Raw genomic sequence first — 22,885 nt, 5'->3', positions numbered from 1 at the left:
CAGCATAGCCGCGCCCGGACAGCGAGGTAACGATGCCCGCCATGGCGAGCGCCAGCACCAGCACTGTCACGATGCCCCGCCCTGCCTCTGGCGCCAGTCCTTCAGCGCCGCATTCACCCCGGTAGGGGGTACTGCGGGGACTTCGTCTGCAGCGGTCCCGGAGCCCGTCAGCCGCTCGATATTGCGCATGACTTCGGGTGTGCGCGCCAGGCTCGCGCCCAGCGATTCCTGAAAGCTCTGATTTTTTTCGCTGTGCCGTGCGCCGAAATAGAAGCTGACGATCACCCCCATCAGCCACCAAAGCGGTTCCGGCACCAGCGCCACGCCTTGCATCCTGGCCGCAAACCACAATGGATCAGACATCGCCGCCACCATCAACCCGAGGATACCAAAGGCCATCAACGGACGCGGCAAGCGGTTCAGCCCGTCCACCAGCCGGTCAAACCAGCCCTTGCGCGGTGTGGCGAATTCACTGGCAAACTGCGCCAGCGCCGCCGCCCGGAACGCCGCATCCCGCTCCGCGCCGTTCTCAGCGTTTTCCCGGAACTGAGCTGCGGTCTCAGTAATCACATTGCGGCCGCCGCCAAACAACAGTGTCATCAGCGCCGTGATCATGCCCACGGTGCCACCCGCGCCGCATGTTCCGCCGCGCTCAGATGATAGCGGGGCGACATAAAGCTTTCGGCGCGCAGGATCCAGCCGCCCTTGCTGCCGTCACGGCGCCGGGCGAATTTGCGCGACTTCACCCGCTTGTCAGCCAGCGCGTAATAGAAATTGCGCCGGGCGATGCCATAGGCATCTACCAGATGCGCCGGCGCGGCGGCATGGGCGACGGCGGCCGCCTGTTCGGTCTCGGGACCAAGCACCCCGTCCACCGAGACCCTTTGCCCCATATCGACCAGCAGGCGCTGCAGCAGACGCACCGCCGCCGCGCCGGCATTCACATACATGTCAAAAACCGAAGGCTGCAGCGCTAACGGTAACCGCGCGATACCGGGGCGCTGATAATACTGCTGCAGAAAGATATCACGGGCCTGATCCCGGCTCAGCAGGCGCAGATCTGCAAGGCTGACCTTGCCGTCACCATTCAGATCCCGCCCCAGCGCGCGCAGCGTCTTTAACGTCACGCCGCGGTTGGTCGGCCCGCCCGCATCATCGGGATCGTCAACAAACCCGCCTTCGCGGGTGACAATCTCGTCGGCTATCTCTGTGATTGATTTCATCGGCTGACCCCGGTTTTGTTGCACCGGAATCAGCATGTTCACATCGGGTTAATTTGTGCCGACATCAGCGTCCGGGTCCCGGTACACCCCCTGCGCCTTCAGCGCGTCGGCCACTTCTTTGGGCATATAGGTCTCGTCATGTTTTGCCAAGATTTCGGTGGCAATGAACACCCCGTCCACATAGGTTCCCTCGCCAATCATGCCCTGGCCTTCGGTGAACAGATCCGGCAGCACGCCGGTATATTCTACCGGAACCGTCGCCCCACCGTCGGTGACCGAAAATCTTACGGTGGTATTGTTGCCCTGGCTCAGACTGCCTTCGGTCACCAGACCACCGATGCGGAAGATTTCACCCGGCGGCGGCGGCGACGCCACCACTTCGCTTGGGGCGCGGAAAAAGTTAATTCCGTCGCGCATGGCATAGCCGATCAATCCTGTCGCCAGGATCAGCGCCACTACGGCAGCGGCGACAATCTGGATCCGCCGTTTTTTCTTCAGACCTCTCATCCGGGCCTCCTCAGGGGAAAACGGGCGCCAGAGTCAACCCTGCGGTCTCATCTTCGCCCAACATGATATTTGCGTTCTGCAACGCCTGACCGCTGGAGCCTTTGGTCAGGTTGTCCAGCGTCGCAACGATGATGGCACGCCCGTCGCGCCGGTCCGCCACCACACCGATATGGCAGAAGTTGCTGCCGCGCACATGACGCATGGACGGGTGCTCGCCAAAGGGAAGCACTTCAATAAACGGCTCACCGCTGTAGGTTTCCGCCAGTTCAGCATGAATGTCAGCAGCGTCGCCCTTCACATAGACCGTGGCCAGGATGCCCCGGTTGGCCGGGATCAGATGCGGGGTAAACTGCACCTGGACCGGGCGACCGGCAAGTGCCGAAAACTCCTGGTCAAACTCGCCCAGATGGCGGTGCACGCCGCCGACGGCATAGGCTGAAGCGCCTTCCGACAGCTCCGCATGCAGCAGGTTTTCTTTTAACGAACGCCCGGCACCGGAGACCGCACATTTCAGGTCCAGGATGATATCATCGAGATCAATCAGCCCGGCGGCGATCAGCGGCCGCAGCGCATACTGGCCGGTCGCCGCATTACAGCCGGTGCCCGCCACCAGGCGCGCCTCACGGATCTCATCACGGTAAAATTCGGTCAGCCCGTAGACAGCTTCTTTTTGCAACTCCGGCGCCGAATGCGGCTGGCCGTACCATTTTTCATATTCTGCCAGGTCGCGCAGCCGGAAGTCCGCCGACAGATCAACCACCCGCACATGGGACGGCAACTCGCGGATCACCGCCTGGCTGGTGGCATGGGGCAAAGCGCAGAAACACAGATCAATACTGGCAAAATCAATCGCGTCGATTTTCACCAGCGTGGGCAGGTCCAGGTGGCGCAGATGCGGGAACACATCGCGCATTTCCAGACCGGCTTTGCGGTCCGCGGACAGCGCTGCAATTTCAAAAGACGGGTGCGTCGAAATCAGGCGGACAAGCTCGGCCCCGGTGTAACCAGAGGCGCCAAGGATGGCGATTTGATGGGTCATCTCAGTATTCCAGACGGTTTTGTACAGCGCCGCACAGCATGTGCATTTGCTACAGAAATAGGGGCTCTTTGCAGCCGGTTCAATCAGGCTTGTTCAAACACGACCTTTCGTCGCAGGAACTGGGTGGCACGCTGGCTGACTTTGACCGCATTGCCGGTGGTCAGAAACATGCTGTCTTCGCCGGGACCGATCATTTTCGGATGGCGCTGCAGATAATCCGCCAGACTGTCGGCCACCAGGGTTGCCTGGCTGAAGACTTTGACATCGGGCCCCAGCGCGTCCTGAAAAATATCCTGCATCAGCGGATAGTGGGTACAGCCCAGAATTGCCGCGCCCGGGTTGGGCATCTTGCGCTGCAACGCATCCACATGGCTGCGCACCATCGCATCGGCAAGGATCATGTCGCCGTCTTCAATGGCATCCACGACGCCGCCACAGGCCTGGGCTTCGACATCCACCCCGATGGCACGGAAGGCCAGCTCGCGCTGAAACGCCCGGCTTGCCACGGTTGACGGTGTCGCAAACAGCGCCACGTGTTTCACGGCCACTTCGCGCGGTGGCGAATTGTCGCCCCAGTGGCGTTCGGTCAGCGCTTCGATCAGCGGCACAAACACCCCGAGCACCCGCTTGTTTTCGGGGATCCAACTTTCCTGCATGCGGCGCAGCGCCGCGGCTGAGGCTGTGTTACAGGCGAGGATCACCAGATCACAGCCCTCCTCCCACAGCCGTTCCACTGCCCGGGTGGTCAGGTTGTACACATCATCGGCGTCACGCACGCCATATGGCGCGTGCAGATTGTCGCCATAATAAACAAACGGAACATCCGGCATCTTTTGGGCGACCGCATCCAATACGGTCAGACCACCCAATCCGGAATCAAATATACCAACTGCCATCGCACATGCTCTTTGCTGTTTGCGCCCGGTTCTGACCTCTCATCTATGAATAGACATGTCCACCGGTTCTGGCGACTACACATATGTTTGATCACGCAGATAATCCATCGCCGAGTGGCTGTCCGGGACAATATCCCGCAGTTCCGCCCCCGCCTTTGCCCTGGCACGCGCCGATTTTGCCGGATTATCGGCCGTCGGCAGCACAGCACGAATCAAACAGCCGGCCGCAAAACTCCCACGGCCGGCTATTGAATGGCATCGGAGGACGGGCACCACGCAATTGCAGTGCCCGCCCGCTGCATTCAGGCCCGCTTATTCGGCGGCCTGCGCGATCTCTGCCGGACCTTCGGGCGCTTCAATCTCTGACCAAAGCTCAGCGCGCCGTTTTGAAGCCGCTTCTGCTGAGGCTGTTTTGACCAGGCCAAAGCCCCGCACCGACATCGGAAGTGAAGCAAGCTCAGCCCCCTGCGCCCCGCCAAAATCATCCCGCGCCAGCAGCCGTTTGATATCGGCTTCAAACTCGCGGATCAGCCGCCGCTCCAGCCGCCGCTCAGCAGCGTAGCCAAACGGGTCAAACGGGGTGCCGCGCAGGAATTTGAACCGGGCCAGCCCCATGATCAGGCCCGCCATCCGGGGGCCGAATTCACGTTTTTTCGGCCGGCCCGGCGCATCTTTGCCCGGCAGAACCGGCGGCGCCAAATGATAAGTCAGCTTCAGATCACCGGCAAACGCCGTGCGCGCCTGATCCCCGGTTTTGGCCAGCAGACGCGACACCTCGTACTCATCCTTGTACGACAACAGCTTGTGGTAGGAGAGCGACACGGTCTCACGCAGTTCCGGATCCGCTATCTGATCCACAAATTTGCGATAACGTTTCGCCAGCCGCGCGTTCTGATATTCCGTCAGATGGGCCTCGCGGAATTCGATCTTCCCTGCGACATCCATTGGAGCGTCGTCTTCTTCCCGATGCAGCAACGACGCCACAGCCTCCAGGTTCTCCACCGCCCAGCGGCCAAGTTCAAAGGCGCGTTTGTTGCGCTCAACAGCGGTCCCGTTCAGTTCAATTGCCCGTTCAATCGCCTCAAAGCTCAGCGGGATCAAGCCGCGCTGCCAGCTGGCGCCAAACACCATCATGTTGGAAAAAATACTATCTCCCATGACCTTACGGGCCAATTCTGATGCATCGAACGAAGCCAGACCCTGATGAAGACGTGCTTCCAGCGACAGTTGCATCTGCCCCATCGGCAGTTTGAACTCCGCATCCTGGGTAAACTGTCCGGTGATGATCTCGTGGCTGTTGACCACCGCGCCAGCCCCGGGCTTGAGCAGTCCCATGGTTTTGGCCCCGGCTGACACCACCAGATCGCCGCCGATCAGCGTGTCACATTCGCCGGTCGCCACCCGGATTGCGCTGATGTCATCAGGCGTTTCCGCAATACGGCAATGGATATGCACCGCACCGCCTTTTTGTGCCAGACCAGCCATTTCCATCAGCCCGACGCCCTTGCCGTCCAGATGCGCCGCCATCGCCATCAACGCGCCTATGGTGACAACGCCGGTGCCACCAACCCCGGTGATAACCGTGTTAAAAGTGCCGTCAATCGCTGGCAGTTGCGGCATGGTGAGCGAACCGGTGTCCACCTCAGCGGTGGCATCCTTGCGGATCTGCGCCCCTTCAATGGTGACAAAGGACGGGCAGAAGCCGCTGACGCAGGAGAAATCCTTATTGCAGCTGGACTGGTCAATCGCCCGTTTGCGGCCCAGTTCCGTTTCCACCGGAACGATCGACACACAGTTGGACTGAACCCCGCAATCGCCGCAGCCTTCGCAAATATCCGTGTTGATAAAGGCGCGTTTGTCCGGATCCGGATAGGTGCCTTTCTTGCGGCGTCGGCGCTTCTCGGCGGCGCAAGTCTGCACATACACAATGGCAGACACGCCTTTGATTTTGCTGCATTCCTTCTGGACATTCATCAACTCGCTGCGTTCATGACGGCTGACCGATTTCGGGAACTGGCTGAAGTCAATTTCTTCCTGGACATCATAGACCAGCGCCACATGTTCCACGCCCATCGCGACAAGTTCATGCGCGATACGCGGTGCAGTCAGACCGCCCTCATTGTCCTGACCGCCGGTCATTGCCACCGCGTCATTGAACAGAATTTTATAAGTGATCGAGGTTTTGGCGGCCAGCGCCGCACGGATCGCCTGAACGCCCGAATGATTGTAGGTGCCATCGCCCAGGTTCTGGAACACATGGTCGCGGGTGGAAAATGGCGCTTCGCCGATCCAGTTCGCCCCTTCGCCGCCCATCTGGGTAAAGCCAGTGGTCTCGCGATCCATCCACTGCACCATATAGTGACAACCAATGCCCGCATAAGCGCGGCTGCCTTCGGGCAGACGGGTGGAACTGTTGTGCGGGCAGCCGGAACAGAACCACGGCATCCGTGTCGCCAGCTCGGGCGCGTTGTCGGCTTTTTCGGCGTCATCCAGAATCTGCAACGCCTTCAGCAAATGATCGCTGCCACGGCCCTCTTCCTGCAGGATGGTGCCGATCTTGCGCGCCACCATATTGGGATCAAGCGCATAACGCGTCGGGAACAGCTCTTCGCCGCCCTCTTTGTACCAGCCATACACGCGCCGGCCGCGCCGGTCGTCAAAGATCGCCTCTTTGACCTGCACTTCGATCAGCTTGCGTTTTTCTTCGACCACCACGATCAGATCAAGCCCTTCGGCCCATTCATGAAAGCTCTGCATGTCCAGTGGCCAGACCTGGCCAATCTTATAGGTGGTGATGCCCAGGCGCAGCGCCTCATCCTCGTCCAGTCCCAGCAGCGACAGCGCATGGGTCAGGTCCAGCCAGTTCTTGCCCGCGGCAACAAAGCCGATCTTGGCGCCCTCAGCCCCCCAGCCCCGCTTGTCGATACCATTGACCCGGGCAAACGCCTCGGCGGCATGGCGCTTGTGATCGATCATCCGGGCCTCTTGTGCGACCGGGGTGTCGCCCAGCCGGATGTTCAGCCCGCCCTGCGGTAGCGTCAGATCAGGTGTCGCAAAGCCGTGGCGTTCCAGACTCCCGTCCACCACCGCAGTGGCCTCAACGGTGTCTTTCATCAGCTTTAACCCGACCCAGACGCCAGCATAGCGGCTCAGTGCCCAGCCGTAGAGCCCGTAGTCGATGACCTCCTGCACGCCAGCAGGTGACAGCACCGGCATATAAGCATCCACCATCGCCCAGTCCGACTGGTGCAATGTGGTGGAGCTTTCACCGGTGTGATCGTCTCCCATGCACATGACAACGCCGCCATGGGGCGCGGAGCCGGCCATATTAGCGTGACGCATCACATCGCCGGTGCGGTCCACGCCCGGCCCTTTGCCGTACCAAAGACCAAACACACCATCAAACTTGCCTTCGCCGCGCAGTTCGGCCTGCTGGCTGCCCCAGAGCGCGGTGGCCGCCAGATCCTCATTCAGCCCCGGTTCAAACTTCACATCACTGGCGCTCAGATCCTTATGGGCGCGGGTCATCATCAGATCGACCGCCCCGACTGGCGAGCCGCGATACCCGGTCACATATCCGGCGGTGTTCAGCCCTGCAGCAGTGTCCAGCGCCTTCTGCATCATCGTCAAACGCACCAGCGCCTGCGTACCGTTCAACAAGACCTGTGATTTCTCAAGGTCATAGCGATCGTGCAATGTCACCTCTTGCTTGCTCACTCCACACCTCCCAGTTGTATCGTTGGTTCTTACAATATAACACAATAATAGGTCATAATTTATGACCTACAATGATAAAAAGACGTGAATTCCGTATTTGTTACCCTTTCAAACGTGACGTAATTCTGCGTAATAATAATGGCTAAACACGGATGGTATGATGCGCTATGGACTGGGATAAACTTAGAATCTTTCACGCGGTGGCCGATGTGGGCAGCCTGACCCACGCTGGTGAAACATTACACCTGTCGCAATCTGCTGTTTCGCGGCAGATCCGAGCGCTGGAAGAAAGCTTCAATACGATTCTGTTCCACCGCCATGCGCGCGGACTGATTCTTACTGAGCAGGGCGAATTGCTGTTTGATGCCACCACCTCGATGCTGAAACGGCTCGACGCGGCCTCGGCCCGGATTCGCGACAGTGAAGACGAAGTGTTCGGCGAATTGCGTATCACCACCACCATTGGCTTTGGCACACTCTGGCTGGCACCGCGCCTGCCCCAGCTGTATAAAAAATACCCTGGTCTGAAAATTGACCTGATGCTGGAAGAACGGGTGCTGGATCTGCCGATGCGCGAAGCGGATGTGGCCATCCGGATGAAAGAACCCAGCCAGGCTGATCTGATCCGCAAGCGGCTGATGAACATCCGCATGAGCCTCTATGCCAGCGCCGAATATCTGGAAGAACACGGCACGCCGCAGACGATTGATGACATTTCTGAGCACCGGCTTATTTGCCAGAACGCCCGCTCCGCCCAGGTCGCCGCCGGCGCCACCCTGGTGCAGAGACTGCTGGCGAAAAACGTGAACAGCACGCTGACGGTGAACAATTATTACGGCGTGATGCAGACGGTGCGCAACCATCTTGGCATTGGCGTGCTGCCCAATTACCTGACCGAGGATTTCCCGGAACTGCTGCAGGTTCTGCCCGAAGTTGAAAGCAACGAAGTGCCGGTCTACCTCGCCTATCCCGAAGAGTTGCGCCATTCCAAACGCATCACCGCCTTCCGGGACTTTGTCACCGAGAACATAATTGAGCACCGCAAGCGCCAGCGCGACGCACACAGCTGAGCCGTTTTCCGCCAGCTATGCAGCAAATGCATAGCAGCAATGCGCTCATTTGCGTCATAAAACCTTGAAGGATTGGTGAAGGCACCCTAAATCAATTCTCGAAGCGGGTCACTTGATCAGCTTCACCTCCCTGTTGGACTTGGGCCGAGCTTTTGCTCGGCCTCTTTTTTTGCGCAGTGGCATCTCCGACCGTCGCCAATGCCACGTCGCAAGCCCCCCGGCAGCCGCCAGCTGGCACAATGCTCCCTTTTTACGGCCTTTCCTGGCGCAAATGCCGCCTTCAGGCTTCCCCTTTGCGCCGTCACCGCCTAAAAGGCGCGCAATGCATAACAGATGGGGACCCTGGAGCATGAGCACCGAACCAAAGATCACCGAGGAACTGATTGCAAGCCACGGGCTCAGCCCGGATGAGTACCAGCGCATCCTTGAGATCATCGGACGTGAGCCCTCCTACACGGAGCTGGGGATTTTCTCGGCGATGTGGAACGAGCACTGTTCTTACAAGTCTTCCAAAAAATGGCTGCGCACCCTGCCGGTGGACGGCCCCCAGGTCATCTGCGGCCCCGGTGAAAACGCCGGCGTGATCGACATCGGTGACGGCCAGGCCCTCGTGTTCAAGATGGAAAGCCACAACCACCCGTCTTATATCGAGCCCTATCAGGGCGCGGCCACCGGCATGGGCGGCATCCTGCGTGACGTGTTCACCATGGGCGCGCGCCCGGTTGCGGCAATGAACTCGCTGTCTTTTGGCGACCCCTCCCACCACAAGACCCGCCAGCTGGTCAACGGTGTGGTCGAAGGCGTCGGCGGTTACGGCAACTGCTTTGGTGTTCCCACCGTAGGCGGCGAAGTGCGCTTCCACCCCGCCTATAACGGCAACTGTCTGGTCAACGCTTTTGCCGCCGGTCTGGCGGATGCGGATAAAATCTTCTACTCCGCTGCTTCCGGTATTGGCATGCCTGTGGTTTACCTCGGCGCCAAAACCGGCCGCGACGGTGTTGGCGGCGCGACAATGGCATCGGCCGAGTTTGACGACACCATTGAAGAAAAACGCCCCACCGTTCAGGTCGGTGACCCGTTCACCGAAAAACGTCTTATGGAAGCCTGCCAGGAGCTGATGCGCACCGGCGCAGTGATTTCGATTCAGGACATGGGCGCTGCCGGCCTGACCTGTTCCGCGATTGAAATGGGCGACAAGGGCGGGCTTGGTGTCAAACTGAACCTTGAATCTGTGCCCCAGCGCGAAGAGAACATGACCGCCTATGAGATGATGCTCTCAGAGTCTCAGGAACGCATGCTGATGGTGCTCAACCCCGAGCTGGAAGCCGAAGCCCGCGCCGTGTTTGTGAAATGGGACCTCGATTTTGCCATCGTCGGTGAAACCATCGCCGAGGACCGCTTCCTCGTGCTGCACAATGGCGAAGTCAAAGCCGACCTGCCGCTGGCGACCCTGTCAGGCTCCGCACCTGAATACGACCGGCCCTGGGTGGAAACCCCGCCTGCAGAGCCGCTGGAAGACGTGCCAGGTATAGACGCCATCGACGGGCTGCGCGCCCTGATCAGTGCGCCCAACTATGCGGGCAAACAATGGGTCTATGAGCAGTACGACAGCCAGGTGATGGCCGATACCGTACGCGTTCCGGGCCTGGGTGCTGGTGTGATCCGGGTGCATGGCACCGACAAGCTGCTGGCCTTCACCTCAGACGTGACACCGCGCTATGTCAAAGCCAACCCCCAGGAAGGCGGCAAACAGGCGGTGGCGGAAGCCTATCGCAACTTGAACTCCGTCGGCGCGCTGGCATTGGCCACCACCGACAACCTGAACTTCGGCAACCCGGAAAAACCCGAAATCATGGGCCAGTTTGTCGGCGCCATCAAAGGCATCGGCGAAGCCGTCGCCGCGCTGGACATGCCGATCGTGTCCGGCAACGTATCGCTCTACAATGAAACCGACGGCCAGGGCATCCTGCCGACACCTACCATCGGCGCCGTCGGCATCATCGATCACATCGACAATCTGATCGGCGGCGAAGTGCGCGATGGTCACGTGGCGCTGGTGATCGGGGCAACCGAAGGCCATCTTGGCCAGTCCGCCCTGCTTGCTGAAGTGTTCAACCGCGAAGACGGTGACGCGCCGCATGTGGACCTGGCGCTGGAAAAACTCAACGGCGAGTTCATCCGCAACAACCGCGACCTGATCAAAGCCTGTTCCGACCTCTCTGACGGGGGCCTGGCGCTTGCCGCCTTCGAAATGGCCGAGATTGCCGGCGTCGGTGTCAGCCTGGATATGGACGACACCCCGACCCTGTTTGGTGAAGACCAGGCGCGCTACCTCGTGGCCTGTAACTTTGACCAGGCCGAAGCGCTGTTTGTTGCCGCTGGCCAGGCGGGTGTGGCGATCTTCTCGGTGGGCCGTTTTGGCGGCGACCAGGTCAGCTTTGGCGCCGCATCCGCTCCGCTGAGCGAACTGGCGGCGACGTTCCGCAGCGCTTTTGCTGACGCTGTGGCCTGATCATTGACGGGTCTGATCCCATCCCTGGTACCTGATTGTGAACGCTGCGCAGCTCTTTGCTGCGTGGCGTTTGCTTTTGATGCCGGTGCCGATTTCGCCCATGAAAAAGAGTCGAACGAACCCTGTCATAATCTCTGTGACAACCACCTGTGCAAAATCCACCCCGACCTGCCTGCAAAGGGGTATTCCGGCTGTGTCGCTTTTGGTTGTTTCGGCGCCGGGCAACATGTGGTGCAACATCTGTTTGACGGTCAGGACTGGCGCCGCGAACCGGCAATCTTTGCGCCCATGATGGAGGCTTTCCGCAACATGCGCATGATCCATGATCTGGCGCGCATGCTGGAGACCGCCGCCGCGCTGAACCTGCCAGCGGCACCGGAACAACAGCGCCTGGACTACCTGCAAGCGCTTTTCCCGGATCAGGGCTGGGACCGCCAGAGCCTGACCTGTATCGCAGTCGATGACATTGGCCAGCAAATTGACCGGTTTCTGCGCTCCCTGCGCGACACCGTGCCACCCCCGGCAAAACCGCTCTGAAATCCGAGAGCCCCTTGCAGCCTGGCCCCGCGCGGCCTACATCTTGGACAACACATAAGGAGCGCCCGCAAATGGCCATGCAAGCCCACGAAATCGAACACCTCATCCGCGAGGCTTTCCCGGAGGCAAAGATCGTCATCAACGATCTGGCCGGCGACGGCAATCACTATGCGGCCGAAGTGATCGACGAAAGCTTTCGCGGTCAGAACCGGGTTCAGCAACAGCGTGCCGTCTATGCCGCGCTCAAAGGCAAAATGGACGGCGCGGCCGGAGAACTGCACGCACTGGCCCTGACGACCAAAGCGCCGGACTGAGCCGCGCCCCACTGAATTGATGTCCTGAGGTCTGACGTACACCCGGGGCCTGCCACTTATACAAAGGATGACGACATGTCGGATGCACAGACACAGATCCAGGAAACCGTAACCAGCAACGATGTGGTGCTGTTCATGAAGGGCACCAAAGACGCGCCGCAGTGCGGGTTTTCTTCGCGCATCGCTGGCGTGCTGAACTTCATGGGCATCGACTATGCCGACGTCAACGTGCTGGCCGATGACGCCATCCGTCAGGGCATCAAAGACTTCTCCGACTGGCCCACCATCCCCCAGCTTTATATCAAAGGCGAATTCATCGGCGGCTGCGATATCGTCACCGAAATGATGTTGTCCGGCGAGTTGGACAAATCCTTTGACGACGGTGGCGTCAGCTACAACAAAGAAGCTGCAGAACAGATCCGCGCCGCAAACGGCTGATCTTAGTCGTCTGAAAATTTGCCACATGGCAACGAAAAACCCGCGCCTCAGCAGAAGCGCGGGTTTTTTCATGTCTATCCGGATGCAGTTCCTGGACCTGGCTACGAACCGGCTGCGCCCGGCCCCGGCCCCGGCCCGTCATCCACCTGCACTGCGGCCCAGCGGCTCCCCTGCCCGGCCACGTCCGGCCACAATCAGAGCGCGCTGAGCGCAGCTTTTTCATCAATCGTCGCCGCCAGCGCCTCAGCCCGCGCCGCAATCTCAGCAAGACTGTCAGTGACCGAGGCCGGGATCACCGGCACTTCAATGCGTTCCGGCGCCGGTGGCGGCGCCTGTTTCAGCGCGTGCAGCTCCGCCTCGAGCGCGGACATCTTGCCCTCGGCCTCGTTCAGCTGGTCTTCCATCCCGGCCGTCTTATCCGCCAGCATCAGCCCCGCCATCAGCAGCATACGCACTTCCGGCAAGCGCCCGATCTGAGCTGCCAGCACCGCGGCTTCGGAATCCAGCATCGCTGCTGCAGATTTAAGGAAATGTTCTTCCCCGCCCTGACAGGCCACTTCAAATTCGCGGCCGCCGATTGATATCTTGATCTCAGGCATCCGCGCTCTCCTGATCGTCCCGTACCAGTGGTTTCAGCTCGTCCAGAATAGCGTCCATCTCCGCCCGGTCGGCCTCATAGCTGACGCGCAGCGCCTCCAGTTCGGACAACATGGCTTTGTTGATCAGATGGGGGTCCGAAACACCGGCCTCATTGGCCTCACGCAGGCTGGAATTATTGGCGCGCAGCTGGGCATTGACCCGTTTGATGCGCTGCACGTCTGAATCATGACGGATCATTTCTTCGCGCAGCTTCTGCACCTCGTCCTGCAAGGCGCCAATCACCGTATCCTGTTTGTCACGCAAATCGGTAACCCGGGCTTCCAGCTGGGCATTGGCGTCTTTTTCGACCGCCAGCGCCTCCGTCAGCCGGGAAATTTCGGCAATATCTTCGTCCCGCGCCCCGGCCTCTGCTTCCGCTTCGCCAGTTTCGGCAGACAGCCCTTCGACGCCGGAACCGATCCGGTCCAGCGCAGCGGCAATTCTGCGCTCAAGTTCCGCAATGTCACTCATCTTCGTCTCTTATCCCCTGATTCCTGCAAAGTGGCCATCTTCAACCAGAAATTCCAGTCTCTCCAAAGACTTGACTGTGCAGAAGTCGCGAAAAAACACGACCCGTCCGAATCAAGATCCTAGCCTATGAAGGCCAGGGAACCAAGAGAGAGGCCGAGAAATGGCCGCAAAACGACCAATTGCTTGATCTTCTCCCTTATCTTGTTATCAACCCCTGACTTCATCGCACTGATAAGGATTCTGCTACCGTGGATATCGCTGCCCTGCGCCAAGCGCACCCCGAACACTGGATGAAAGCCGCGGCCATCCGCGCTCTGACACTGGACGCGGTTCGTGCCGCCAACTCCGGCCATTCCGGCATGCCGATGGGCATGGCTGATGTGGCCACCGTGCTGTTTGAAAACCACCTGAAATTCGACGTTGCGGCACCGCAATGGGCGGACCGGGACCGGTTCATCCTTTCGGCGGGCCACGGCTCGATGCTGGTCTATTCGCTGCTCTATCTGATGGGCGACGCCCAGGTGACGCTGGACCAGGTGAAGAACTTCCGCCAGTCCGGCGCGATCACCGCCGGTCACCCGGAAAACTTCCTGATCGACGCGGTTGAAACCACCACCGGCCCGCTGGGTCAGGGCCTGGCCAACGCCGTTGGGTTTGCCATCGCCGAAGAGATACTGCGCGCGCGTTACGGCAAGAAGATTGTCGATCACCGCACTTATGTCATCGCCGGCGACGGCTGCCTGATGGAAGGCATCAGCCACGAAGCCATCGCGCTTGCCGGCCGCCAGAAGCTGGGCAATCTGATCCTGTTCTGGGATGACAACAACATCACCATCGACGGCACCGTTGACCTGTCCGACCGCACCGACCAGCAGAGCCGTTTCAAAGCCGCCGGCTGGCATGTTCAGTCCATCGACGGCCATAATCCCGAGCAGATCGATGCCGCGATTGAAGCTGCGAAAAAGTCGAACAAACCGTCGATGATCGCCTGCAAGACCCATATCGCGCTCGGCTCCGCCGCCCAGGACACCTCCAAAGGCCACGGCGCGCTGACCGATGCCACCCTGGTTGCCGATACCAAGGCCGCCTATGGCTGGACCCACGGCGACTTTGAAATCCCCGCTGATATCAAATCCCAGTGGGAAGCCATCGGCTCCCGCGGCGCCAGTGATCACGCTGAGTGGGATGAGCGCTTTGCGTCTATGTCTGCCTCGCGCCAGGTCGAGTTCCTGCGCATTATTGCCGGCGACGCACCCAAAAAGCTCTCCGCCACCATCAAAGCGCTGAAAAAATCGATCTCCGAAGAGCAGCCCAAAGTTGCGACCCGGAAATCCTCCGAAATGGTGCTGGCCGCGGTGAACCCGATCTGCAGCGAGACTGTGGCCGGCTCTGCTGACCTCAGCGGCTCCAACCTGACCAAAACCAGCGACCTTGGTGTGTTTGACATCGACAACCGCAAAGGCCGTTACATCTATTACGGCATCCGCGAGCACGGCATGGCCGCCGCAATGAACGGCATGGCGCTGCACGGCGGTGTGCGCCCTTACGGCGGCACGTTCTTCTGCTTCACCGACTATGCGCGCCCCGCGATGCGCCTGGCCGCTCTGATGAAGATCCCCACCGTGTTCGTGATGACCCACGATTCCATCGGTGTCGGCGAAGACGGCCCGACGCACCAGCCGGTGGAACACCTGGCGATCTGCCGTGCCACCCCGAACTCCTACACGTTCCGCCCTGCCGACACGGTAGAAACCGCGGAAGCCTGGGAAGTGGCGCTGAGCACAAAAACCACGCCCTCTGTGCTGGCGCTGACCCGTCAGAACCTGGCCACCGTGCGCACCGAGCATAAAACCAAAAACCTCACCGCTCAGGGCGCCTATGTGCTGGCGGACGCCGAGGGCAAACGTCAGGTGATCCTGATGGCCACCGGCTCTGAAGTTGAAATCGCTATGGCGGCGCGCGACCTGCTGCAGGCGGAAGGCATCGGTACCCGTGTGGTCTCTATGCCGTGTTTTGAGCTGTTTGCAGAGCAGGACGAAGCCTACCGCCGCCGGGTGCTGCCCGCCGGTCCGGTCCGTGTTGGTGTCGAAGTCGCCCTGCGCGACGGCGGCTGGGACCGCTGGTTGCTGGGTGAGCGCGGCCGCGAAGCCAAGTCCGCCTTTGTCGGCATGACCGGCTTTGGTGCCTCCGCCCCTGCTGGCGAACTGTACAAGAAGTTCGGCGTCACCGCCCGGAACGTTGCAGATCAGGCAAAAGCGCTGCTGTAAGCGCCGGCGAATCTGAAAGTTTTGGCCCTGCCGCACCTGCGGCGGGGCCTTTTTAATGCGCATCCGCCCCGGGATCACCTGGTGGTTCCCCCTCGCTCTGGTCCGCAAGACTGACCAGATCCGGCAAAGTTAACCATGCCGGGACCGGAAACCTCCGACCGTTTGCGCTAACGCTCTATGTTTTCGCTAACATGTTATCGTTAAACACTTTTATGCTATACTGGCCTCCCGTATACGCGCAGCAACGTATCGTATTCCGCCGTTGCAGGCGTCAGACCAGGAGAGCGCATATGACCGTCACAGTAGGTATCAACGGGTTCGGCCGTATCGGTCGCTGTACCCTTGCCCATATCGCTGAGAGCGGCCGCAACGACATTCAGGTTGTCAAAATCAACGCCACTGGCCCGCTGGAAACCAGCGCCCATCTGCTGCGCTATGACAGTATACACGGCCGTTTTGGTGGCGACGTTAAAATCGACGGCAATACGATGGATCTGGGCCGCGGCCCGATGGAAATGTTCTCCACCTACAATCCGGAAGAACTGGACTGGTCCGGTGTTGATGTGGTGCTGGAATGCACCGGCAAATTCAACGACGGCCACAAATCCCGTATCCACCTTGAGCGCGGTGCCAAAAAAGTGCTGATCTCCGCGCCCGCCTCTAACGTCGACAAAACCATTGTTTACGGGGTGAACCACCGCGACATGCTGGCGGAGCACACGGTGATTTCCAACGGCTCCTGCACCACCAACTGCCTGGCGCCGCTGGCCAAGGTGCTGAACGATGCCATCGGCATTGAGCGCGGCATCATGACCACGATCCACAGCTACACCGGCGATCAGCCGACACTGGACCGCCGCCACAGCGATCTCTACCGCGCCCGCGCTGCCGCCATGGCGATGATCCCGACCTCCACCGGTGCCGCCAAAGCGCTGGGTGAAGTGCTGCCGGAACTGGCTGGACGGCTGGACGGCACCGCCATGCGGGTGCCAACCCCGAATGTCTCCGCAGTTGACCTGACCTTTGAAGCCGGCAAAGACGTCACAGTTGAGGACGTCAACGCCATTATGGCCGAAGCCGCCGCCGGTCACATGGGCGCAGTGCTGTCCTACGATCCGGAAGCCAAAGTTTCCATCGACTTCAACCACACCAACTACTCCTGCATTTTTGCCCCCGATCAGACCAAAGTTGTTGGTGGTCGTACCGTGCGTGTTCTGGCATGGTATGACAACGAATGGGGTTTCTCCTGCCGTATGGCAGACGTTGCAGCAGCAATGGGACGGCTCCAGAACTAAGGAGCCGTCGCCATTACCAACCAGATCGCAATTGGCTGTGGCGCGGTGCTGCTCGCAGCCCTGACAAGTGACTTCGCCCTCAACGGGGGCGAGGCTTCACTGTTTCTTGCCTTAAAATTCATCGATTTGTCTGAATATCTCGCCTTTTGGCGCTGAACAGCCGTGAATTCGGTTGACCTTTTTGCTGAAATACACATGTTAGCGTTAACAAGACGGCCACCTCTGGCCGCCCTTCCTCACGTCACAGGAGAACGCTGTCATGACAGTTAAAGTCGCCATCAACGGTTTTGGTCGCATCGGACGCAATGTACTGCGCGCCATCGTCGAATCCGGCCGCACCGATATCGAAGTCGTTGCCATCAACGATCTGGGTCCGGTGGAAACAAATGCGCATCTTCTGCAATATGATTCCATTCACGGCCGCTTTCCTGTCGAAGTGTTCCACAGCGATACCAGCATTGATGTGGGGCTCGGCCATATTGCCGTGACCGCGATCCGCAACCCTGCCGACCTGCCATGGGGCGACGTCGACATCGTGCTGGAATGTACCGGCATTTTTAACACCAAAGACAAAGCCCTGGTCCATCTTGAAAACGGTGCCAAACGGGTGCTGATCTCCGCCCCTGCCGCCGGCGCTGACAAAACCATCGTCTATGGTGTCAATCATAACGTGCTGACCGAAGAAGACGTGATCGTCTCCAATGCGTCTTGTACCACCAACTGCCTTTCTCCGGTGGCCAAGGTGCTGAACGACGCCATCGGCATCAGCCGTGGCTTCATGACCACGATCCACAGCTATACCGGCGATCAGCCAACGTTGGACACCATGCATCCGGATCTCTACCGCGCCCGGGCTGCTGCTCTTTCGATGATTCCGACCTCGACCGGTGCTGCCAAGGCCGTGGGCCTGGTGCTGCCCGAACTGGCCGGCCGTCTTGACGGCGTCGCCATCCGGGTGCCGACGCCTAATGTATCGGTGGTGGATCTGACATTTGAAGCGGCACGTAATACCACTGTCGAAGAAATCAATGAGGCCATCCGCACCGCCGCCATCGGGCCCATGAAGTCAGTGCTGGCTTACACGGACAAAAAGCTGGTGTCCTCAGATTTCAACCACGATTCACATTCATCCATTTTCCACACCGATCAGACCAAAGTTCTGGAAGGCACCATGTGTCGCATTCTGACCTGGTATGACAATGAATGGGGCTTCTCCAACCGCATGGCCGACACCGCCGTTGCAATGGGCGCCTTCCTCTGAGACCCCGAGTGCCCCTTCGGGGGCTCTCTTCCTGGCCGCCCTTCGGGGCGGCCTTTTTTATGCTGTATATGCCGGTTTGACATCGCGTGCCGGACGGCCTGGCAACCACAGCACGCGCGCCACTTTTTCCAGGACTTATTTTTGCCCGATACGCGCCTGCAGCGCCGTATCCACATCCGGGGTGACAAAGCGGGACACGTCGCCGCCGAGCCGGGCGATTTCCTTGACCAGCTTGGAGGCAATCGCCTGGTGTTTGGCTTCCGCCATCAGAAACACCGTCTCAATGGAATCATCCAGCGCCCGGTTCATCCCCACCATCTGATATTCATATTCAAAATCAGTCACCGCCCGCAGCCCGCGTACAATGATCTGCGCGCCAACGTCATGGGCGCAGTGAATCAACAGGTTTTCAAACGGATGCGCCACAATCTCGGTGCCGGTTTCTTCTGCCAGCGCCGCACATTCGGCCTCAATCATCGCCACGCGTTCTTCCAGCGAAAACAGCGGCCCCTTGTCCCGGTTGATCGCGATGCCGATCACCAAACGATCCACCAGCGCCGTGGCGCGCCGGATAATATCGATATGTCCCAGCGTCAGCGGGTCAAAGGTTCCCGGATATAGTCCAATGCGCATTGCAATCCCCCTTGCAGTCATGCTGCATCGCAACATATTTGCCCGGTCAGATGCAAGCGGATTTACGAATTAAACTTCTGGGCACAGCAAATTGCTCCCGGCACGGTTGTTTTCCCCGCCGGGAGTTCAACAATGAGTACAGCTCAGTGCCCCATCACCATGCCTTCAAGCGCATCGCGCTCCATCGACAGTTCCGCCAGCCGCGCTTTGACCGCGTCGCCGATAGAAATCATGCCAATCATGGTATCGCCATCCATCACCGGCATATGGCGGAACCGCCCCCGGGTCATGGTTTCAAGCACCGAGTCAGCCGTATCGGTACCAACACAGGTCACCATTTTTTTGGTCATCAGCTGCGACACCAGCCCGGACAGGCATGCCGGGCCCTTTTCGCCAAGGTCGCGCACAATGTCCCGTTCAGACAGAATGCCCAACGGCTTGCCTTCTTCTTTGGACACGATCACCACGCCGATCCGCTTTGATGACAACAGTTCGGCAGCAGCGGTCAAGGTTGCGTCTGGCCGGATGGAGATGACACCGACCTCGGTTTTACTATTCAAAATCTGACTTACCAGCATGTGATCCTTCCCGCTCTCAATTCCTATACTCCCAGAGTTGCGCCGCACCGCAGCCCTGTCAAGTCGCGGATTCCAGTCTTTCCACTTCCTGCCGCACGCCGGAGACCAACAATTCCGCAAACCGGTTCAGCCTTTCCACCTTGCGGTCGTCTGCGTGGCGGATCAGATAAAACGAACGTTTCAGCGTAAATTCATCCGCCAGCACCGGCTCCAGATTGTCCGCCGAGGGCATCGCAAAACTGTGCACAATGCCAACCCCGGCGCCGGCGCGCACGAAGTTGAACTGGACCGACACCGAATTGGAGCCAAATTCCGCGTGCTCGGCTTCCAGCTCAGCCAGATAGTCCAGCTCCTTGTCGAAAATCAGATCCGGGATATAACCGACCAGCTTGTGATCGCGCAGATCCCTCAGCGTTCTGATCCCGGGATTCTGCTGCAGATACTCCCGGCTCGCCGCCAGGTGCAGCCGGTAATCGGTGATCTTCTGCACTGTTTGGCGCCCGGTTTCCGGCGCACTGACTGCGATCGCCATATCGGCCTCGCGCTTGGACAGATTGATCACCCGCGGCAGCGCCACCACCTGAATTTCCAGCCCGGGGTGATCATGCCCGATCCTGGCGCAGACCTGAGGCAGCAGGTAATTGGCACAGCCATCGGGCGCGCCGATACGGATCTGCCCGCTCAGCCGGCCGGCCTGCCCCGACACCTCCGCCGCACCCTGGCTCACCGCCTGTTCTGCGCGTTCCGCATGGGCCAGCAACCGCGCGCCCTCAGAGGTCAGGCTGTAGCCCTGAGGTGTTTTCACAAACAGCGTCACGCCCACATCCTGTTCCAGCCGCAACACCCGCCGCCCCACCGTCGCCGGATCAAGTTTCAACCCGCGCCCGGCACCCGACAGGCTTTCCGCCCGCGCCACCGCCAGAAACACCCTTAAATCATCCCATTGCAGCGCCATTGCCTCGTACCCCGATTTTTGCAAAGCTGGTTTGAGAAATTGCACCTTTTACAAACAAAAATGCAAGCCTATATTCAGGCCAGTTTTCTGGAGGAGAGTCCGATGCAAGAACTTACCCATTTCATCAACGGCGAGCACGTCAAAGGCACGTCCGGTCGTTTTGCCGATGTTTTCAACCCGGCCACCGGCGAAGTCCAGGCCCGCGTGCCGCTCGCCAGCAAAGACGAGCTTGACGCCGCTGTTGCCTCTGCGGCTGTTGCCCAGGTCAAATGGGCTGCCACCAACCCTCAGCGCCGGGCGCGGGTGATGATGGAAGCTGTCCGTCTGATCAACCGGGACATGGACAAGCTGGCTGAAGCGCTGTCGCGCGAGCACGGCAAAACCATCCCCGACGCCAAAGGCGACGTTCAGCGTGGCCTCGAAGTCATCGAATTCTGCATCGGTGCCCCCCACCTGCTGAAAGGTGAATACACCGATTCCGCCGGTCCTGGCATCGACATGTACTCCATGCGCCAGGCGCTGGGTGTTGTCGCCGGCATCACGCCGTTCAACTTCCCGGCCATGATCCCGCTGTGGAAAATGGGCCCTGCCCTGTCCTGTGGCAACGCGTTCATCCTGAAACCCTCCGAGCGCGACCCGTCCGTGCCTCTGATGCTGGCTGACATCTTCAAAGAAGCCGGCCTGCCTGATGGTGTGCTGCAGGTTGTGAATGGCGACAAAGAATCTGTCGACGCCATTCTCGACAATGAAACCGTGCAGGCCATCGGCTTTGTCGGCTCGACACCTATCGCCGCCTATATCTATGCGCGCGGCTGTGCCAACGGCAAACGGGTACAGTGTTTCGGTGGCGCCAAGAACCACATGATCATCATGCCCGACGCCGATATGGAAAAAGCAGCAGACGCGCTGATCGGTGCCGGTTTCGGCGCTGCGGGCGAACGCTGCATGGCGATCTCGGTGGCTGTGCCTGTGGGCGAAGAAACCGCCGACCGTCTGGTTGAAGCCCTGGTGCCGCGCATTGAAGCGCTGAAAGTCGGCCCTTACACCTCCGGCAATGACGTGGATTACGGTCCAGTTGTCACCTCTGCTGCCAAAGAAAACATCCTGCGTCTGGTTCAGACCGGTGTGGATCAGGGCGCGGAACTGGTCATCGACGGCCGCGACTTCTCGCTGCAGGGCTATGAAGAGGGTTTCTTTGTCGGTCCGCACCTGTTTGACCGCGTCACAAAGGACATGGACATCTACACCAAAGAAATCTTTGGCCCGGTCCTGTCCTGTGTGCGCGCTGAAACCTATGAAGAGGCACTTGGCCTGGCCATGGACCACGAATACGGCAACGGCACGGCGATCTTCACCCGCGACGGCGACACTGCGCGCGACTTTGCCAGCCGCATCAACATCGGCATGGTCGGCATCAACGTGCCAATCCCTGTGCCGCTGGCCTATCACACGTTCGGCGGCTGGAAAAAATCCGGCTTCGGCGATTTGAACCAGCACGGCACCGACGGGTTCAAATTCTACACCCGCACCAAAACCGTGACCGCACGCTGGCCCTCAGGCATCAGAGAAGGCGGCGAGTTCAACTTCAAAGCCATGGACTGATCCGGTCCTGAAATGATTGTGCCGGGGCATTTTAATTGCTGCCCCGGCGCTTACAAAAAGCTTTTTATCAGCTTGGCCACCGGCTGATAAAAATCATCATCTTTCCAGTAGGCATTGTGTGAAAACAGGTTCCACGAGTCGAAAAACCCGCCAGCGTTGATTCCGATATCCTTCAACGCGCCACTGTCTTTCAGCGCCTTGTAGCCCGGACTGACCGGTGCCAGCGGAAAGCCCAGAACATCATCGCGGTCGAAATAATTGTGCCACCAGGTCTTCCGCCGATGTTTCGGATCCAGGCCAGTACCGGGAAATTGGATCGGGGAAATATCTTCCTCGTCATACGCAAAGGTAAATATCGGGATATTGCAGCCAAAGGTGACAAATGCCGCCATGGTCCGCAGCCCCTGAAAGGACGGAGGATGAGCATGGCCAGGTTTTTGCAGATCATAGATGTAATTCGACATGATATGCCCTCCCAGCGAATGGGCCAGCACTATAAGCGGCGCACCCTCTTCCACTTCGCCTGCCAGATCGTTGATGGTATCTTCGACCCGGCTGTGAATGCGCTCGTATGTCTGGTCGTTCGGATCGTTCACTTTGCGGTAAGAAGCCGCATCGGTCAGATTAAACATTACAAATTTTTGTATCGGTCTCTTATCAGCGCGACGGCCAATCTTTTTCAAAAAGTCTGCTTCACGTTTCTGCAGCACATCGGCCCAGAATATCTCGCGCCACTCCACATCCGACTCAAAAATGGACTTACCAATTTCCTTTTTCACCCGCTTGTGAAGATCTTTGGAAAAGGTGATTTTATTCCTCGGAGCCGGGCGTTTGTCCCCCTGGCTCCCCATGCCGTGAATGACGGCGACAGCAACACGTTTGGGCATAATAAAATCCTTTGGTTGAGCGAATGGCAGTCATAATAATGCCT

21 protein-coding genes are annotated in these 22,885 nt (G+C 59.4%); 9 read left to right on the top strand and 12 right to left on the bottom strand.

Annotated features, from left to right (window positions below):
- Nucleotides 1–66: 66 nt before the first annotated feature.
- The 6 genes from DWA01_RS04305 to DWA01_RS04280 all read right to left on the bottom strand — a co-directional run bounded on the left by DWA01_RS04305 (nucleotide 67) and on the right by DWA01_RS04280 (nucleotide 7,382).
- A complete protein-coding gene (locus tag DWA01_RS04305; protein ID WP_114284492.1) occupies nucleotides 67–621 on the bottom strand; it encodes a holin family protein in 555 nt (184 codons plus the stop codon).
- On the bottom strand, nucleotides 612–1,223 hold the full coding sequence (locus DWA01_RS04300; protein WP_114284498.1) for a holin-associated N-acetylmuramidase: 612 nt from the start codon (nucleotides 1,221–1,223) through the stop codon (nucleotides 612–614). Before DWA01_RS04300 ends, DWA01_RS04305 begins: the two co-directional genes overlap by 10 nt.
- A gap of 48 nt (nucleotides 1,224–1,271) precedes the next feature.
- Complete coding sequence (gene ccmE / locus DWA01_RS04295; protein WP_114284490.1) at nucleotides 1,272–1,730, bottom strand: cytochrome c maturation protein CcmE; 459 nt, start codon at nucleotides 1,728–1,730, stop codon at nucleotides 1,272–1,274.
- Between the two features lie 10 nt (nucleotides 1,731–1,740).
- Nucleotides 1,741–2,769, bottom strand: a complete 1,029-nt coding sequence (gene argC / locus DWA01_RS04290; protein WP_114284488.1) for an N-acetyl-gamma-glutamyl-phosphate reductase — start codon at nucleotides 2,767–2,769, stop codon at nucleotides 1,741–1,743.
- A gap of 83 nt (nucleotides 2,770–2,852) precedes the next feature.
- The gene (locus DWA01_RS04285; RefSeq protein WP_114284486.1) at nucleotides 2,853–3,665 is read right to left on the bottom strand and encodes a glutamate racemase; all 813 of its coding nucleotides are present in this window, start codon (nucleotides 3,663–3,665) and stop codon (nucleotides 2,853–2,855) included.
- A gap of 312 nt (nucleotides 3,666–3,977) precedes the next feature.
- Nucleotides 3,978–7,382, bottom strand: a complete 3,405-nt coding sequence (locus DWA01_RS04280; protein ID WP_114284484.1) for an indolepyruvate ferredoxin oxidoreductase family protein — start codon at nucleotides 7,380–7,382, stop codon at nucleotides 3,978–3,980.
- 167 nt (nucleotides 7,383–7,549) lie between these two features.
- Here DWA01_RS04280 and DWA01_RS04275 point away from each other — a divergent pair, with 167 nt between their 5' ends.
- The 5 genes from DWA01_RS04275 (at nucleotide 7,550) to grxD (ending at nucleotide 12,253) form a co-directional block, all read left to right on the top strand.
- Nucleotides 7,550–8,452 (top strand): LysR family transcriptional regulator, encoded by a 903-nt coding sequence (locus tag DWA01_RS04275; protein WP_114284481.1) that lies wholly within the window; start codon nucleotides 7,550–7,552, stop codon nucleotides 8,450–8,452.
- A gap of 349 nt (nucleotides 8,453–8,801) precedes the next feature.
- Nucleotides 8,802–10,964: a phosphoribosylformylglycinamidine synthase subunit PurL gene (purL, locus tag DWA01_RS04265; RefSeq protein ID WP_114284477.1), complete on the top strand. Its 2,163-nt coding sequence runs from the start codon at nucleotides 8,802–8,804 to the stop codon at nucleotides 10,962–10,964.
- A gap of 63 nt (nucleotides 10,965–11,027) precedes the next feature.
- On the top strand, nucleotides 11,028–11,501 hold the full coding sequence (locus tag DWA01_RS04260) for a hypothetical protein (protein ID WP_114284475.1): 474 nt from the start codon (nucleotides 11,028–11,030) through the stop codon (nucleotides 11,499–11,501).
- Between the two features lie 71 nt (nucleotides 11,502–11,572).
- The gene (locus tag DWA01_RS04255; RefSeq protein ID WP_114284473.1) at nucleotides 11,573–11,815 is read left to right on the top strand and encodes a BolA/IbaG family iron-sulfur metabolism protein; all 243 of its coding nucleotides are present in this window, start codon (nucleotides 11,573–11,575) and stop codon (nucleotides 11,813–11,815) included.
- 75 nt (nucleotides 11,816–11,890) lie between these two features.
- On the top strand, nucleotides 11,891–12,253 hold the full coding sequence (grxD, locus tag DWA01_RS04250; RefSeq protein ID WP_114284471.1) for a Grx4 family monothiol glutaredoxin: 363 nt from the start codon (nucleotides 11,891–11,893) through the stop codon (nucleotides 12,251–12,253).
- A gap of 194 nt (nucleotides 12,254–12,447) precedes the next feature.
- Here grxD and DWA01_RS04240 read toward each other — a convergent pair whose 3' ends face one another.
- Both DWA01_RS04240 and DWA01_RS04235 read right to left on the bottom strand, forming a co-directional pair.
- A complete protein-coding gene (locus DWA01_RS04240) occupies nucleotides 12,448–12,852 on the bottom strand; it encodes a cell division protein ZapA (RefSeq protein ID WP_114284467.1) in 405 nt (134 codons plus the stop codon).
- Complete coding sequence (locus tag DWA01_RS04235) at nucleotides 12,845–13,363, bottom strand: hypothetical protein (protein ID WP_114284465.1); 519 nt, start codon at nucleotides 13,361–13,363, stop codon at nucleotides 12,845–12,847. The genes DWA01_RS04240 and DWA01_RS04235 overlap by 8 nt, the downstream gene beginning before the upstream one ends.
- A gap of 248 nt (nucleotides 13,364–13,611) precedes the next feature.
- Here DWA01_RS04235 and tkt point away from each other — a divergent pair, with 248 nt between their 5' ends.
- The 3 genes from tkt (at nucleotide 13,612) to gap (DWA01_RS04220) (ending at nucleotide 18,186) form a co-directional block, all read left to right on the top strand.
- Nucleotides 13,612–15,630, top strand: coding sequence for a transketolase (gene tkt / locus DWA01_RS04230; protein WP_114284463.1), 2,019 nt, complete (start codon nucleotides 13,612–13,614; stop codon nucleotides 15,628–15,630).
- Nucleotides 15,631–15,920: 290 nt separating this feature from the next.
- Nucleotides 15,921–16,925 (top strand): type I glyceraldehyde-3-phosphate dehydrogenase, encoded by a 1,005-nt coding sequence (gene gap / locus DWA01_RS04225; RefSeq protein WP_114284461.1) that lies wholly within the window; start codon nucleotides 15,921–15,923, stop codon nucleotides 16,923–16,925.
- Between the two features lie 259 nt (nucleotides 16,926–17,184).
- A complete protein-coding gene (gap, locus tag DWA01_RS04220) occupies nucleotides 17,185–18,186 on the top strand; it encodes a type I glyceraldehyde-3-phosphate dehydrogenase (protein WP_114284459.1) in 1,002 nt (333 codons plus the stop codon).
- Nucleotides 18,187–18,321: 135 nt separating this feature from the next.
- On the opposite strand, the gene coaD is transcribed toward gap (DWA01_RS04220), so the two are convergent.
- The 3 genes from coaD to DWA01_RS04205 form a co-directional block, all read right to left on the bottom strand.
- Nucleotides 18,322–18,819, bottom strand: coding sequence for a pantetheine-phosphate adenylyltransferase (coaD, locus tag DWA01_RS04215; RefSeq protein ID WP_114284457.1), 498 nt, complete (start codon nucleotides 18,817–18,819; stop codon nucleotides 18,322–18,324).
- 143 nt (nucleotides 18,820–18,962) lie between these two features.
- A complete protein-coding gene (locus tag DWA01_RS04210; protein ID WP_114284455.1) occupies nucleotides 18,963–19,397 on the bottom strand; it encodes a CBS domain-containing protein in 435 nt (144 codons plus the stop codon).
- 58 nt (nucleotides 19,398–19,455) lie between these two features.
- The gene (locus tag DWA01_RS04205; protein WP_114284496.1) at nucleotides 19,456–20,346 is read right to left on the bottom strand and encodes a LysR family transcriptional regulator; all 891 of its coding nucleotides are present in this window, start codon (nucleotides 20,344–20,346) and stop codon (nucleotides 19,456–19,458) included.
- 108 nt (nucleotides 20,347–20,454) lie between these two features.
- Here DWA01_RS04205 and DWA01_RS04200 point away from each other — a divergent pair, with 108 nt between their 5' ends.
- Nucleotides 20,455–21,954, top strand: a complete 1,500-nt coding sequence (locus DWA01_RS04200) for a CoA-acylating methylmalonate-semialdehyde dehydrogenase (RefSeq protein ID WP_114284494.1) — start codon at nucleotides 20,455–20,457, stop codon at nucleotides 21,952–21,954.
- A gap of 50 nt (nucleotides 21,955–22,004) precedes the next feature.
- Here DWA01_RS04200 and DWA01_RS04195 read toward each other — a convergent pair whose 3' ends face one another.
- Entirely contained in the window at nucleotides 22,005–22,841 is an 837-nt protein-coding gene (locus DWA01_RS04195) for a hypothetical protein (protein ID WP_114284454.1), read from the bottom strand.
- Nucleotides 22,842–22,885 lie beyond the last annotated feature (44 nt).

This window comes from Candidatus Halocynthiibacter alkanivorans (genome assembly GCF_003333265.1).
GTDB classification, from domain to species: Bacteria; Pseudomonadota; Alphaproteobacteria; order Rhodobacterales; family Rhodobacteraceae; genus Halocyntiibacter_A; species Halocyntiibacter_A alkanivorans.
The sequence above is the reverse complement of the archived record's forward strand: the minus strand, read 5'-3'. Positions and strand labels throughout refer to the sequence as shown.

Coding starts and splice junctions, on each gene's coding strand:
- DWA01_RS04300 (WP_114284498.1), bottom strand. CDS start 1,223: ATGAAATCAATCACAGAGATAGCCGACGAGATTGTCACCCGCGAAGGC.
- ccmE (WP_114284490.1), bottom strand. CDS start 1,730: ATGAGAGGTCTGAAGAAAAAACGGCGGATCCAGATTGTCGCCGCTGCC.
- argC (WP_114284488.1), bottom strand. CDS start 2,769: ATGACCCATCAAATCGCCATCCTTGGCGCCTCTGGTTACACCGGGGCC.
- DWA01_RS04285 (WP_114284486.1), bottom strand. CDS start 3,665: ATGGCAGTTGGTATATTTGATTCCGGATTGGGTGGTCTGACCGTATTG.
- DWA01_RS04275 (WP_114284481.1), top strand. CDS start 7,550: ATGGACTGGGATAAACTTAGAATCTTTCACGCGGTGGCCGATGTGGGC.
- purL (WP_114284477.1), top strand. CDS start 8,802: ATGAGCACCGAACCAAAGATCACCGAGGAACTGATTGCAAGCCACGGG.
- DWA01_RS04255 (WP_114284473.1), top strand. CDS start 11,573: ATGGCCATGCAAGCCCACGAAATCGAACACCTCATCCGCGAGGCTTTC.
- grxD (WP_114284471.1), top strand. CDS start 11,891: ATGTCGGATGCACAGACACAGATCCAGGAAACCGTAACCAGCAACGAT.
- DWA01_RS04240 (WP_114284467.1), bottom strand. CDS start 12,852: ATGCCTGAGATCAAGATATCAATCGGCGGCCGCGAATTTGAAGTGGCC.
- DWA01_RS04235 (WP_114284465.1), bottom strand. CDS start 13,363: ATGAGTGACATTGCGGAACTTGAGCGCAGAATTGCCGCTGCGCTGGAC.
- gap (WP_114284461.1), top strand. CDS start 15,921: ATGACCGTCACAGTAGGTATCAACGGGTTCGGCCGTATCGGTCGCTGT.
- gap (WP_114284459.1), top strand. CDS start 17,185: ATGACAGTTAAAGTCGCCATCAACGGTTTTGGTCGCATCGGACGCAAT.
- coaD (WP_114284457.1), bottom strand. CDS start 18,819: ATGCGCATTGGACTATATCCGGGAACCTTTGACCCGCTGACGCTGGGA.
- DWA01_RS04210 (WP_114284455.1), bottom strand. CDS start 19,397: ATGCTGGTAAGTCAGATTTTGAATAGTAAAACCGAGGTCGGTGTCATC.
- DWA01_RS04200 (WP_114284494.1), top strand. CDS start 20,455: ATGCAAGAACTTACCCATTTCATCAACGGCGAGCACGTCAAAGGCACG.
- DWA01_RS04195 (WP_114284454.1), bottom strand. CDS start 22,841: ATGCCCAAACGTGTTGCTGTCGCCGTCATTCACGGCATGGGGAGCCAG.